The following is a 14,032-nucleotide window of genomic DNA, read 5'->3' on the forward strand; positions in this document are numbered from 1 at the left end:
TGTGAAGATACCGACCAGCGAATTGACACTATTCTGCGGGAGTGCTGTACAATTGACGCCTGCTAAGCTGTGCTCTTTGATCTGATGTTTTTTTGACGCTTTGCGTTCTGACAAAGTGCACCGATATTTTTGATCTCCGACAAATGGATGTGCGGCATCTATCGGTAAAACGTCGGTCCTGAATTACAGAGTCATAGTTTTGGCGAAAATCATTCCTTCTTTGGCCATTCCCGGCCTGAGTGCCGAGCACTGCCAGTTCCACACCCAAGGACTGTACTGGGTGGCCTGTGACACGGCCGAAGATGCCAGCGCGATTTGCCGCCAGGTCATCGAGGCAATGACAGGCGATGCCAAAGCGACGCTGATCGACAGTGCGCAGGGGGTGCGCGAAATCGTCGATGGGCTTGCTCCGGACCGTGGACCGGGGCAACTCGCCTTGTACCAAGCCCAGCCTCATGCCGCACGCCATCTTGCCCAAGACCTGCCACGCATCGACCCGACCGGTCGCGTGATCGTGGCCCGGGTATCGGCGACGGATTGGGAGGACAGCGACATAGGGAGTTGGTGTCGCGAAATGGCCGACAGCCTTCGTGATGCGGGCAGCGTCCTGTTGATGGTCAGCGAAGGGCAGAGCGTCTGGCTGCTCGAGCAGCTGCGTAGGTGCAATCAGGATCTCGATGGGTTGGCCCAGCTCTATCGTGGCCAGGGTGGGGTACGTTACCTGTTGCATTATTGGCGCAACGCGCTGGGTGTCGTTGGCACCGAAGATATCGAACTGACGCGTCACACCGGTGGTTTCGTGCTTGCAGGCCGTCCTCAACCGCTGGCCGAGACCGGCGGCGACGAGCTTCTGTTCCTGGCCCAGCGACAGGTGCTGGAAGGCGCGCCGGCCTTCTCCGAGCACTGGCAATTGTTCGATAGCATCAGCGAACTGGGTGCCAGGGCTGGTGTGGCGGTGTCCGCCACGGTGATCTTCCCCATGGACGGCGGGCAGCGCCTGGACGTTCTCGCGCGGCAACTGCACACCCTGCGCCTGTTGCGGGGCAACGCCCTGAAACTGGTGGTGCGCGAAATGGCACCAACGCTTCGCTATCAGGACGAGCAATTGCTGCTGGCCTGTGGTGCCAGCTTGATCGTGCCTTTCGGCGCCAGCCTTTCACGCTTCCTGACTCAGGTCGACAGCATCCAGGGCTACACCTGGCGCCGTCGGCTGCCGGCTGACTTCGATGCGTTGCTGGCTCGCCTGCGGCCGCTGCCGATATCGGGCCTGGTCTCACCGCGCGCCTTCGCCGATGCCGTGCTGCAGATGTGGCAGGGCATGCGCAACGGGGAAATCGTCCACCAGCTACTGGTGCTGCGTCCCGCCCCTGGTCTGTCCTCCTTGCAAGCGTGTTCACGCAGTATCTTCCGCCGCGACGGGGATATCGCCTGCGTGGTCGACGACATGCTGTACCTGTTCCTCTTCGCTTGCCGCGCCGAAGGCGTCGAGCAAGCGCTGGACCACATTTTCCAATTGTCCTGGCGGGAGCTGTTCATCGGCCGGGAACTGCTTGTCACGCCTGAAAGCCTCGGTGCGCCGGCATTCATGGATGAGACGCAGCCGGTGGCACCGGTTGCCGATGCGGCCAGCGTGCCGATGTCCAAGGTCCGTGCCGTATTGCAGCCAAGGCCCATATCGCTGCCACGACGAGGCAAGGCATGAATTTCGAGCAACTGCTGCAAGTCATCGGCATCAGTGCGCTTGGCACGCTGATCCTGGCGTTCGCTCTGCTGCGCCTGAAAACCTGGGTGCAGAGCTGGTTGAAACACCGTTTGCCGCCACGTCACATGAAAGCTGCGGGCGTGCGTCGACGTGGGGAGAAGCATGAGTAACTCGATGGTCATTGCCCACCCACTGTCCCGTTGGCCGGGCCTGGGCGCCTGGAACCTGTATTTCCTGGCGAAGTTCGTCATGCTCGCCGCGGGGCTGCTGGACTTCCAGCCGTTGCCCAACCTGCTGTTCGCAGCCTTCCTGATGGTGCCACTGCCAGGGCGCTGGTTACGTGTCGTGCGGCAACTGGTGGCTGTGCCGATCGGCGTCGCTTTGTTTTATCAGGACACCTGGCTGCCGCCATTCGAGCGTCTGCTCGCGCAGCCCGGTGTGCTCGATTTCACGCCTGACTACATGCTGGAACTGCTGGGCCGCTTCATCAATTGGTACTTGGTGGGCGCCTTGTTGTTGACGGTGGTGGGCTACTTCTACCTAAGACACTGGTTGCGCCTGAGCACCCTGAGTGTGGTCGGACTGCTGTGGCTGGCCGCAAGCGGATTGCCGTCGATCACGCCGGTCACCTCGCGCCAGGTCGTGACCGACGTTGCTACGCAGGAGGCAGCTGCCGTGGCAGCAGACGATGCCACGCTCAATGCCAAGCTGGATAGCTTCTTCGACCGCGAGCGCCAGCGGGTCACCGCCTTCCCGGTGGTCAAGCCCGATGAGCAACCTTTCGATTTGTTGGTGATCAACGTCTGCTCCCTGGCCTGGGATGACCTCACCGCTGTCGGCCTGCATGAAAACCCACTGTTCTCGCGCCTGGACGTGATCTTCGACCAGTTCAACTCGGCTACCTCGTACAGTGGCCCGGCCGCGATCCGCGTGTTGCGGGCCAGCTGTGGCCAGCCCTCGCATGAAATGCTCTACAAGCCGGCACCCGATCAGTGCCTGTTGTTCGATAACCTCGCCCGGCTGGGCTTCGAGCGTGAGACATTGCTCAACCACAGTGGGCACTTCGATAACTTCCTGGGTGACATCACTACCCAGCACATGCCGCAGCCGAGCCTGTCCAGCACCGACTTCCGCCGCTCGCTGGTCGGTTTCGATGGCTCGCCTATCGCCAGTGATCTGGAGGTGCTGCAAGGCTGGTGGGGGCGCCGCCAGGCGTCGGGAGCAGCGCATGTCTCGCTGTTCTACAACACCATCAGCCTGCATGACGGCAATCGCATAGTGACTGCTGATGGGGGAACCCGTATGGCGGACTACAACACCCGCGCGACGCGTCTGTTCGATGACCTGGGCAAATTCCTGGATGAACTGCAACGCAGCGGTCGCCGAGTCGTCGTGGCGATCGTACCGGAGCACGGCGCGGCGCTGCACGGCGACCGCATGCAGCTGCCCGGCATGCGCGAGATCCCTACGCCATCGATCACCCATGTGCCGGTAGGGCTCAAGTTCATCGGCATGGATCAAACAGGCCGGCGCGAGCCTCTGCATGTCTCGGCGCCCACCAGCTACCTGGCCCTGTCCGAACTGGTATCGCGCGTCTATGCCAACCAGGGAGCCGGCCAGGTCCTGGATTTGCCTGGTGTGCTGAAAGATTTGCCCACCACCGAACATGTCGCTGAAACGTCCGGCGCCCAGGTAATGGATTTCCAAGGCACCAGCTACATGCGTCTGCAAGGCCAGCCGAACTGGCAACCGATCCCGAAGGAGAGCAACTGATGACAAGGAAAGCAGATCCCGCTGATCGCAGTGATGACATCGCCCGGTTGCGTCAGCATCTGGATATGCCCGAACTGAACTACCAGGACATCTCGTTGATGGTGGGGGTGCGCGAGGCGCTGCGGCGCTGGCCCTTGCTGGGAGAAAGCTGTGCGAAGTCCATGAGTGACCTCGCCCATGAGATAGCTCCAGCGCCCAAGGCTACCGCGCGATGACCAGCCTTGCGCTGCATGGGCTGCGTGGCGGCCTGGGGCGTAGCTCCGTGCTCGCCGCGTTGGGGCATGCCCTGCGGGAACTGGGTGAGCGGGTGCTGCTGGTCGACTTATGCTCGAACAACCTGTTGGGCCTGCACTTCAATCTGCCGCTGGTTGGATGCGACGGTTGGGCGAACGCCGAACGGGACGGTCGCCCGTTCGGCGATCAGGTATTCGAAGTGTTCGACGGCTTATGCGTGATGCCCTTCGGCGAGCTTGACGAACCGGCCCTGGCCGAGCTGAGCGGGACATTCAACCCTGGGATCTGGAGTGCCCGCCAGGCGCAGTTGGTCCGGCACTTCGACTGGGTGCTATTCGATTTGCCATCTTCGGGCGCCTTGCGTGAAGTGGAGGTCGATGTACGTGTACTGGTCGCAGAAGCTGAAATGACCAGCCACATTTTGCTGGAGCGCCAGGCGCCGGAGCGCTTCGATCTGCTGCTTATCAACCGTTTCGACGCGGCCAGTCGCTTGCAGAGCGATGTGCTGATGGTCTGGCGCAGGCTTTACCACAACCGCCTTCCTCTGCAGGTGATACATCGCGACGAGGCATTCGTCGAGGCGCTGGCCTGCAAGGCTCCGGTCGGCCACTACGCCCCCCAGAGCCTGGCCTCCCGTGACGTACAGAGCCTAGCTGTGCGCTGCCTGACGAGGCGTCGATCGTGAAACTGTCGCCGGCCAATGCCTACCACTACTACTCCCACCTAGGTGCGGCGCGCCTGACTGCGCTGGTGTTCACCCTGGGCACCTGGCTGGCCTTCCTTCTGCTGCGTCTGGAGTCCCCGGCCTGGCAAGCGCTGCTGGCTGATCGGCGGCGGCTGTTCCCGCAAGTGGCCGGCAAACCGCCGACCTTGGGCGACCCACTGCGCTTGCTGATCCAAGGTGCGTGGTTGTTGATCCGACACGAGCCGCAACCGCGCAAACCGTCCGCGCTGGCCCGCGGCTGCCGCGCCCTGTTTGACGCCGGGGCCGCCCTGCTGCAACGCCTGCGTCGCCTTCGCTTGCACATGGTCGAGAAGTTGCGGCGGGTGCCCAGCCAGGTGCGCACCAGCACTTGGCAGCGTAACGCCGCCCAACAGCTGCGGGGCCTGAGCAAAGGTGCCCGGCGCGCGTTCTACTTTGTGCTCACGGTGTGCGCCCTTGCACTGGCGCTGCTGTGCGTGACCGAGCCATTCGGCTACCTGGCCCAGCTGATGTTCATTCTGCTGCTGTGGGGCATCGCCATGCTGGTGCGCCACATGCCCGGTCGCTTCCCGACCCTGATGTTGATCATCCTCTCGACGATCATTTCCTGCCGTTACCTGTGGTGGCGCTACACCTCCACGCTCAACTGGAACGATACGTTGGACCTGGTGTGCGGGCTGACCCTGCTGATTGCCGAGACCTACTCCTGGTTCGTGCTGATCCTGGGTTATATCCAGACCTGCTGGCCACTGGAGCGCAAGCCGGCGAACCTGCCGGAGCAGCTTACCGAGTGGCCGACCGTGGACCTGATGATCCCCACCTACAACGAGGACCTCTCGGTGGTGCGTACCACTGTGCTCGCGGCGCTGGGCCTGGACTGGCCGCGCGAGCGTCTGCGCATCTACCTGCTCGACGATGGCCGCCGCGATAACTTCCGCGCCTTTGCTGAGGAAATGGGTGTTGGTTACATCATCCGTCCCGACAACAAGCACGCCAAGGCTGGCAACCTGAATCACGCCCTGGGTGTCACCGACGGCGAGCTGATCGCGATCTTCGACTGCGACCATGTGCCGGTGCGTTCCTTCCTGCAGATGACGGTGGGCTGGTTCCTCAAGGACCCACGCCTGGCGCTGGTGCAGACACCTCACCATTTCTTCTCGCCTGACCCGTTCGAGCGCAACCTGGGCACCTTCCGCAACCGCCCCAACGAAGGCGAGTTGTTCTACGGCCTGATCCAGGATGGCAACGACATGTGGAACGCGGCCTTCTTCTGCGGTTCCTGTGCCGTGCTGCGGCGTACTGCCCTGGAAGACATCGGCGGGTTCGCCGTGGAGACCGTGACCGAAGACGCCCATACCGCCTTGCGCCTGCACCGCCATGGCTGGAACTCCGCCTACCTGCGCCTGCCGCAGGCAGCTGGTCTGGCTACCGAGAGCCTGTCGGCGCACATCGGCCAGCGAATTCGTTGGGCGCGCGGGATGGTACAGATCTTCCGCACCGACAACCCCTTGTTCGGTCGTGGCCTGAGCCTGTTCCAGCGGGTGTGCTATGCCAATGCCATGCTGCACTTCCTGGCCGGCCTGCCGCGTCTGGTGTTCCTGACCGCGCCGTTGGCGTTCCTGCTGCTGCATGCCTACATCATCTATGCACCGGCGCTGATGATCCTGCTCTACGTACTGCCGCACATGATCCACGCCAGCCTGACCAACTCGCGCATGCAGGGCAAATACCGGCGCACCTTCTGGGGTGAGGTCTACGAGACCGTGCTGGCGTGGTACATCGCACGGCCCACCACGGTGGCCCTGTTCGCGCCGAAGAAGGGCAAGTTCAACGTCACCGCCAAAGGCGGGTTGATGGAGGAGAGCCAGTTCGACTGGCGTATCGCCCAGCCTTATTTGTTGTTGGCGGTGCTCAATTTCGTCGGGCTCGGCTTCGCGGTCTGGCGCCTGTTCACCGGCCCGACCGAAGAGATCGGCACGGTCATCGTCAGTTCGCTCTGGGTGACCTACAACCTGTTGATCATCGGTGCTGCGACCGCTGTGGCCGCCGAGGTGCGCCAGGTTCGACGTGCGCACCGGGTGCAGATGCACCTGCCGGCTGCGCTGGTTCTTGAGAACGGTCACGCCTATCCGTGCACCCTGGTGGACTATTCGGACAGCGGTATCGGCCTTGAGCTGGGTGACGGCCTGGCACCGAAGACCGGTGGCCGGGTGCGTCTGCTGCTCAGCCGAGGGGAGCGTGAGTTCGCCTTCGATGCACGAATCACCCGCCGGGTTGGGCGCCACCTCGGCCTGACCTTCGATGAACTGGACACACAGCAACGCATCGACCTGGTGCACTGCACCTTCGCCCGTGCCGACGCTTGGCTGGCCTGGCAGGAGGCGCATCAGCACGACCGCCCGCTGCAAAGCCTGGTCGATGTGCTGAAGCTGGGTGGCGTCGGCTACCTGCGACTGCTCGAGTACGTTCCGGTGCGGCTGTTGGGGCCGGTACGACCTCTGGTCGTGCTGGCGCGCTGGCTGGCCACCTTCATGCCGCGCACCCCGCGGCCTCTCCCTTCCACGAATCTTTCAACCCGAGACGCATCATGACTCGTTACCCCGCACGTACCTGGGGCCTGGCGATGGCGCTGCTCGCCTGCGTGTTCCAGGCCACCGCCGACACCACCCCGTCCACCCCCGAGGCCGTTGCCGAGCCGGTGGTACCCAACTGGCCCGTGGCGAGAACGTTCGAGCAGCTCGGGCATCCTGCCGACACCCTGTTGCTCGGTGTGCGCAACAGCGAGCAGATCGAATTCGGCCTGCGGCGCGACCGCCTCGCCACCGAGGCGGTCCTGCAGCTGGACTACACGCCATCGCCGGCGCTGCTGCCGACCCTGTCGCACCTGCGCGTCTACCTCAATGATGAGCTGATGGGCGTGTTGCCGGTGGAAAAGGACCAGCTTGGCCAGCGCGTCCAGCGTCAGCTGCCGCTCGATCCCAAGCTGATCAGTGACTTCAACCGGGTGCGTCTGGAGTTCGTCGGGCACTACGCCGACGTCTGTGAAGACCCCGCGCACAGCGGCCTGTGGCTGAACCTCAATCGCAAGAGCGAGGTTCATCTGCGCGAGCAGGCCCTGGCGATGGAAAACGACCTGGCCTTCTTCCCGTTGCCGTTCTTCGACGCGCGCGATACCGGCAAGGTTGACCTGCCGGTGGTCTTCGCCGCGAGCCCGACGCTGGGGGAGCAACGTGCCGCCACGATTCTCGCGTCCTATTTCGGCAGCCAGGCGGGTTGGCGCAAGGCGACCTTCCCGGTGCTCTTCGATAGCCTGCCGGCTGCAGGCGACAAGCCAAAGCCGGCGATCGTCTTTGCCAGCAACGAGCGTCGTCCGGCATTTCTGGCCGACTACGAGAAGTTCCCGCGGGTGGACGGCCCGGTGGTGCAACTGATCGACCATCCGAGCGATCGTTGGAGCAAGCTGCTGCTGGTGCTGGGGCGCAACGACGAGGACCTGGTCAAGGCTGCCTCGGCATTGGCGGTGGGCAACAACCTGTTCCGTGGCGACCGAGTGAAGATCGAACAGATGAGCGATCTGCAGCCTCGCAAGCCATACGATGCGCCGAACTGGACCCGCACCGACCGTCCGGTACGTTTCGCCGAGTTGCTCGATTACCCGCAGCAGTTGCAGGTCAGCGGCTTGCAACCGAACGCGATCATCCTCGATGTGAACCTGCCGCCAGACCTGTTCGTTTGGCGCAACCAGGGCATTCCGTTGCGCACGCTGTATCGCTACACGCCGCCGGCGGTCACGGACGAATCGCGCCTGACCATCAGTGTCAATGATCAATACATCACCAGCATGCCGCTGGTGGGCAATGATCGCCGTGGCGGCACGCTCGAAGAGCTGCGCCTGAGTGTACTGTCCAGCGACAGCACCGCGTTGAGCGAGCAGGCGTTGGTACCTGCGCTGAAGATCGGTGACCGCAACCGCCTGCGGTTCGACTTCAGCTTCGCCAGTAAGCTCGGCAGCTCTCAGCGTGATCAGTGCCAGACCTCCTTGCCGGTGGACGTACGCGCGGCCATCGACGAGAACTCCACCATCGACCTCTCCGGTTATCACCACTACATCGCCATGCCAGACCTGCGTGCCTTCGCCCGCAGCGGTTTCCCGTTCAGCCGCATGGCAGATCTGTCCGAAACCCAGGTCTTGGTACCCGCCAAACCGACGCCGATGCAGGTGGGTATTCTGCTCGATGTGGTAGGTAGCATTGCCGGTCAAGTCGGCTACCCGGCCTTAGGGATTCGCCTGATCGACGACTGGAAGCAAGCGGCCTCGGCGGATGCCGACCTGCTGGTTATCGGCACATTGCCCCAGGAGCTGGCCCAGGAGCGCAACCTTGGCCTGCTGCTCAACGCCCAGCGCGACTGGCTGGCGCAAGGACGCTCCACAAACATGCCCGGTCGCCACCGGTTCGACACATCGCCCGTGCCGGCCAGCAGCCATGTGGCAATCAGTGCCCAGGCGCCGATCGGCGCGATCACAGGGCTCAAGTCTCCCTTCCACGAGCAGCGCAGCGTGGTCGCCTTGCTGGGCAATACCGATGCCGACTATGCGCTGCTGCGTGAGGCGCTCGGCGATACCGGCAAGCTCGATGCGGTAGCCGGCTCGGTCACCCTGGTGCGATCCAGCGGGGTGAGCAGCCAGTTCGTGGGCGAGCATTATTTTGTCGGCCAGTTGCCCTGGTGGCTGCTGTTGTGGTTCCACCTGTCCGAGCAGCCGTTATTGCTCGCGGTCCTTGCCACCATCAGCGTGCTGTTGTTCGCCTTCCTGCTGTGGCGCGCGCTGCGTTGGGCTGCCCGACGCCGGCTGGGTGAGGCTGACTGATCATGTGGCGGTTTGTGCTGATGCTGGCGCTGAGCCTGCCCGCAATCGCGGGCGCAGCGCCAAACTGTCCTTGGCCGGCCTGGGAGCGTTTGCGCACAGAGCTGGTGAGTGTGGACGGACGCGTGCTGGACCCCAGTGATGAGCGCCTGATTACCACCTCCGAAGGGCAGAGCTATGGGCTGTTCTTCGCCTTAGTGGCCAATGACCGGGCAACCTTCGCTCAACTGCTGCGCTGGACCAGCAACAACCTGGCCGAAGGAGACCTCTCGAGCCATTTGCCGGCCTGGTTGTGGGGGCGTGACGCCAAGGGCAAGTGGCAGGTACTCGACCCCAACAATGCCAGCGACGCTGACCTTTGGATCGCCTACAGCCTGCTTGAGGCGGGGCGTTTGTGGAACGAACCCAGCTATACCCAGCTGGGTCAGCACCTGCTATGGCGCATCAGCGCTCAAACCCTGCGCAAACTGCCTGGCCTGGGCATCATGCTGCTGCCGGCGGACTACGGTTTTGACGATGCCCGAGGCTGGCGCCTTAACCCGAGCTATCTGCCACCGCAACTGCTGGACCGCTTCGCCCTGGTCGACCCCCTGTGGGGCGAGCTTGCGGGCAACACCCGTCGGCTGCTGCGCGATGCCTCTCCCAAAGGCTTTGCGCCCGACTGGCTGCTATGGACGCCCACCGGCAAGATCGAGCCCGACCCGCAACATGGGAGTGCCGGCGACTATGACGCCATTCGTGTCTATCTGTGGGTAGGCATGCTTGCCAAGGACGCTGCCCAACGGGTTGAACTACTCCAGCATTTCGCGCCGATGGCCATGCTGACGACACAAAAGGGACAGCCGCCGGAAACCGTAGACGCCCGTAGTGGCCAGGCTCGTGGTGGCGGACCAGGTGGTTTCTCGGCCGCACTGCTGCCATTGCTGGCCGTGACACCGAATGCCGACGAAGGGCTGCGCGCCCAGCGCCAGCGAATAAAGGATCATCCGATAGAGCCTCGTGCGTACTACAGCCAGATGTTGGCGTTGTTCGGCCAGGGCTGGGATGAGGCGCGGTATCGCTTTGACAAGGAGGGTCGCTTGTTGCCGGCCTGGAGTACGTCATGTACCGATTGATTAGCATCGTGCTGCTCACAGGGCTTTGCAGCCAGGTTGCCGCGCAACCGACTGACCGCAGCGAGCAACGCCAATGGCTGCTGGAGCAGATCCGCATGGGCGAGGCTTTGCACCGCGATGATCTGGTTCGCGATGCGCTGGGTCGCTTGCGCCTGCTTGAGCCGCGCGACGCCGAGGTGCTGTTCGCTTCGTTGCGCCTGGCCCTGCGCGAGCGTGATCAGGACCAGGTCACCCAGTTCATGGCGCGCATTAGCCAGGAGGCGCCCGGTAGCGTCCAGGAGCACAAGGCCAAGCGTCTGATCGAGTTGCAGCAGCCGGAGGCAACCCGGCGCCTACAACAGGCACGCCTGTTCGCAGTGACCGGGCGCAATCAGGAGGCGCTGGAGATTTACGATCAGTTGTTCGCGGGTGAGCCGCCCAGTCTGGAGCTGGCGCTGGACTACTGGCGTGTGCGCAGCGCCTTGCCTGGCCAGCGGCGCGAAGCGATCGAGCAATTGCAGGCTCTGGATCGGCAGTACCCAGGGAATGCTGGGCTGCGCCAGACCCTGGTGGGGCTGCTGTTTGCTGAGAAACGAGATCCCGAGGCGCTGGCCCTGCTCGAATTGCTCTCACGTGATCCAGGCGCACGCGATTCTGCTGCGCAGCGTGAATTCGACTATCTCTCTGGGCAGCCCGTGGGCGCTGCCAGCGTGGCGGCCTGGAAAGCTTTCGTCCAACGCTATCCGGCATCACCGCTGTTACCCCAGGCCAACCAGACCCTTGCCCAGCAACGTCAATTGATCGCCGATCCCGCTTGGCAGGCCGGTCAGCGTGGCAAGCAGTTGCTCGACCAAGGGCGTAACGCCGAGGCTGAGGCCCAGTTGCGCCGTGCCTTGCGCCAATACCCCGACGATGCCAGCCTGCACGGCGCCTTGGGTTATGCGTTGATGCGCCAGAGCCGTTTCGAGGACGCCAACGCCGCGTTTCGTCTGGCTGCCACCAAGGAGCAGGACACCTATTGGATCAGTCAGTGGAAGGATCTGGAGTCGTCCAGCCATTACTGGATGCAATTGAAGAAAGCCGACCAGGCGCTGGAACGGCGCGATATTTCCACCGCCCGTGCGATCTATCAACAGGCGCGTCAGCAGCGGCCCCAGGATGAATTCGCCGTGCTTGGCTTGGCCGACGTGGCGGTCGCCGAGGGCGATCCGACCACTGCTGAGCGGTTGTACCTTCAGGTTCGGCGCATGGCGCCGGACAACGAGAGTGCTGTGCGCGGCCTGATGCGGATCTACCAAGCACAATCACCCGACAAGGCGCGTGCCTACCTTAACGGCCTGCCACCTCGGCAACAGGCAATGTTCGCCAGCCTGCGCCGCAGCCTGGAACTGGAGCAATTGCGCAGCGAAGCCGATGCAGCCGTGCAGCGGCAGGACTGGGCAGCGGCAAGCCCAGCGCTGAAGCGGGCAGTCGAGTTGGCGCCAGATGAACCCTGGCTGGTTTACCAACTCGCCGGCAGCCTTCGTCAGCAAGGGCGTATCGGCGAGGCCGATGCCGCCTTTGCCAAGCTGTTGCAACGGCATCCGACCGACCCGCAAGCGCGCTATGCCCATGGCCTGTTCCTGGAGTCCACTGACCGTGATGCCTTGGCACTGGATAGCCTTGCCGGTGTCCCCAAAGGTGCATGGACCGACGACATGCATGCCCTTGAAAAGCGCGCGCGGCGCCGTATCACTCTGGCTCAAGCGCGACAGTTGCGCGACCAGGGGCGCGAAGCCGAGGCAAGCGCACTGCTCGAGGCCGGGATTGCCCGCGGCGAAGGCGACACCGATGACCTACTGATGCTCGCGGACTGGGCGGCGACCCGGGGGGATCACAGCACAGCCCGAACGTACTTCGAACGCGTGCTGGAGCGCCAGCCGGAGCAACCTGAGGCCCGCCTTGGGTTGATCGAGGGCTGGATAGCCGAAGGCAACCTGCCCCGAGCACGCCAGGCCCTGGAGCGGCGTGCGCCCCAGTTCCCGCCCGGGCAGATCGACGCACAGCGGCGTCTGGCTAATGCCTGGCCGGCAGTGGGCGACCGGGCGCAGGCGGCGTCGCTGCTAGACCGTCTGGTGGCCGAGCAAGCCCAGCCTGATCCGCTATTGCGTCGAGATGCTGCGCGATTGGCAGTGCAGCAGGACCCGCAACGAGCACTGGATCTTTACGCCGCGGCGATGGCCGATGCCGACCTGCTCGAGCGCCGCGCGGTGCAACCAAGGGACGATCGGGCGCTGACCTATGCGAGCCGCGCCAAGGACGAGGATGACTGGCTGGCGCGTAGCCTGCGCAGCGACGTCGATGAGCTGTACCGTCAGCAGAATCCCAGCATCACGCTGATGCATGACTATGGCTGGCGCAATGACGATGGAACTCCTGGGATCTCTGAGCTCAAGAGGCAGACGACTCTGTTTCATGCCGACATGCCCCTGCAGGATGGCAAGGCGTTCGTGCGCCTGGAGCGGATTGGCCTGGATGCGGGCAGCTTCGATCTCGAAGATGGCCAGCACACCGAGGCCTTCGGCACCTGCCAGGTCCGCGGTACCACCCGTTCGGGTGATCCGCTGCCGGCCGGATGTCCTGGCGGCTCGCAGACGGCCAATGGCCGGATCATGGCAGTGGGCTGGGAAGGCGAGCGCTGGGCTGCCGACCTCGGTACTACCGATGGCTTCGAGGTCAACAACTGGCTAGGCGGTGCAACGGTCAATGGCGACCTGGGAGAGCTTGGCTGGTCGCTGACCGCCTCACGGCGGCCGATGAGCAATTCGCTGCTTTCGTTTGGTGGTGCCAAGGACCCGCGCACGGGCGTGCGTTGGGGCGGGGTCACCGCTAACGGCGCAACGCTCGGGCTGAGCTGGGACCAGGGCGGCGACGATGGTGTATGGGCCAGCCTCGGTCATCATTGGCTGTATGGTGAGAATGTCACCGACAACCAACGTACCCGAGCCATGGCGGGTTACTACTACCGTCTGCTGGAGCGGGCTGACGAGCGCATGCGTATCGGCCTGACCGTGATGCACTGGCGGCATGACAAGGATTTGGGCGATTACTATCTGGGCCAGGGCGGCTACTACAGCCCGGAGCGCTACAACTCCATCGGCGTGCCGTTCAGCTATGCCTGGCGCAACTACGATTGGTCGGTATTGCTGGAAACCTCGGTCAGCTGGTCCCAGGCTAAGAGTGGTAGCCGTCCGCGCTATCCCAACCAATCGCTGAACGACAAGATGATCAATCGCTATGATCTCGAAAGCTCGAACCTCGGCGATATCAGTGAGGGCAGTACCAGCAACGGCGTGGGTTATCACCTCAGAGGCTTGTTCGAGCGCCGCCTGAGCGACCACTGGGCCTTGGGCGGGGGCTTCGACTGGCAGCACAGCGATGACTACGCGCCGAGCAGCGCCATGCTCTACGTGCGGTATCTGTTCGAGCCCTGGCGCGGCAACCTGCTGTTGCCGGTGGAACCGCTGGAGCCCTACAGCGAGTGGCGTTGAGGCCTGGCAGCCGCTTTTAGCAGGAACACCTGCCCCTGCTGAAAGCGGCCAGACGGTCCCCAAGATGAACAACAATTCATCCAGGCGATCCATCGCCCCCGGTTGACGACAGGGGGAGGGCAAGGCGTACTA

Annotated in this window: 9 protein-coding genes; all 9 read left to right on the plus strand. The window is 63.6% G+C overall.

From position 1 onward, the window contains the following. The first annotated feature begins 211 nt into the window (after positions 1-211). From bcsE to bcsC, 9 genes are read left to right on the plus strand one after another with little or no spacing between them, the layout of a single operon-like run. Complete coding sequence (gene bcsE / locus R6G97_RS10495; protein WP_090343543.1) at positions 212-1,702, plus strand: cellulose biosynthesis protein BcsE; 1,491 nt, start codon at positions 212-214, stop codon at positions 1,700-1,702. Beyond that, complete coding sequence (gene bcsF, locus R6G97_RS10500; protein WP_090343520.1) at positions 1,699-1,872, plus strand: cellulose biosynthesis protein BcsF; 174 nt, start codon at positions 1,699-1,701, stop codon at positions 1,870-1,872. The genes bcsE and bcsF overlap by 4 nt, the downstream gene beginning before the upstream one ends. Then, complete coding sequence (gene bcsG / locus R6G97_RS10505; protein WP_317848071.1) at positions 1,865-3,475, plus strand: cellulose biosynthesis protein BcsG; 1,611 nt, start codon at positions 1,865-1,867, stop codon at positions 3,473-3,475. The genes bcsF and bcsG overlap by 8 nt, the downstream gene beginning before the upstream one ends. Continuing rightward, positions 3,472-3,690, plus strand: a complete 219-nt coding sequence (gene bcsR / locus R6G97_RS10510; protein WP_090343513.1) for a cellulose biosynthesis protein BcsR — start codon at positions 3,472-3,474, stop codon at positions 3,688-3,690. Before bcsG ends, bcsR begins: the two co-directional genes overlap by 4 nt. Further along, positions 3,687-4,394 carry a cellulose biosynthesis protein BcsQ gene (bcsQ, locus tag R6G97_RS10515; RefSeq protein WP_090343510.1) on the plus strand — a complete coding sequence of 236 codons (708 nt, stop codon included), beginning with the start codon at positions 3,687-3,689 and terminating at the stop codon, positions 4,392-4,394. The genes bcsR and bcsQ overlap by 4 nt, the downstream gene beginning before the upstream one ends. After that, positions 4,391-7,003, plus strand: a complete 2,613-nt coding sequence (bcsA, locus tag R6G97_RS10520; protein ID WP_090343507.1) for a UDP-forming cellulose synthase catalytic subunit — start codon at positions 4,391-4,393, stop codon at positions 7,001-7,003. The genes bcsQ and bcsA overlap by 4 nt, the downstream gene beginning before the upstream one ends. Next, entirely contained in the window at positions 7,000-9,279 is a 2,280-nt protein-coding gene (bcsB, locus tag R6G97_RS10525; protein WP_182816906.1) for a cellulose biosynthesis cyclic di-GMP-binding regulatory protein BcsB, read from the plus strand. The genes bcsA and bcsB overlap by 4 nt, the downstream gene beginning before the upstream one ends. 2 nt (positions 9,280-9,281) lie before the next feature. Next, the gene (gene bcsZ, locus R6G97_RS10530) at positions 9,282-10,391 is read left to right on the plus strand and encodes a cellulose synthase complex periplasmic endoglucanase BcsZ (RefSeq protein ID WP_102081388.1); all 1,110 of its coding nucleotides are present in this window, start codon (positions 9,282-9,284) and stop codon (positions 10,389-10,391) included. Further along, positions 10,379-13,900, plus strand: coding sequence for a cellulose synthase complex outer membrane protein BcsC (bcsC, locus tag R6G97_RS10535; RefSeq protein WP_317848072.1), 3,522 nt, complete (start codon positions 10,379-10,381; stop codon positions 13,898-13,900). The genes bcsZ and bcsC overlap by 13 nt, the downstream gene beginning before the upstream one ends. The last annotated feature ends 132 nt before the right edge of the window (positions 13,901-14,032 follow it).

The sequence above is a fragment of the Pseudomonas sp. HTZ2 genome (assembly GCF_033173945.1).
In the GTDB taxonomy this organism is placed as follows: Bacteria; Pseudomonadota; Gammaproteobacteria; order Pseudomonadales; family Pseudomonadaceae; genus Aquipseudomonas; species Aquipseudomonas guariconensis.

What these genes read in the sequence shown, in the direction of transcription:
- bcsF (WP_090343520.1), top strand. Translation starts at nt 1,699, where the DNA reads ATGAATTTCGAGCAACTGCTGCAAGTCATCGGCATCAGTGCGCTTGGC.
- bcsG (WP_317848071.1), top strand. Translation starts at nt 1,865, where the DNA reads ATGAGTAACTCGATGGTCATTGCCCACCCACTGTCCCGTTGGCCGGGC.
- bcsQ (WP_090343510.1), top strand. Translation starts at nt 3,687, where the DNA reads ATGACCAGCCTTGCGCTGCATGGGCTGCGTGGCGGCCTGGGGCGTAGC.
- bcsB (WP_182816906.1), top strand. Translation starts at nt 7,000, where the DNA reads ATGACTCGTTACCCCGCACGTACCTGGGGCCTGGCGATGGCGCTGCTC.
- bcsZ (WP_102081388.1), top strand. Translation starts at nt 9,282, where the DNA reads ATGTGGCGGTTTGTGCTGATGCTGGCGCTGAGCCTGCCCGCAATCGCG.
- bcsC (WP_317848072.1), top strand. Translation starts at nt 10,379, where the DNA reads ATGTACCGATTGATTAGCATCGTGCTGCTCACAGGGCTTTGCAGCCAG.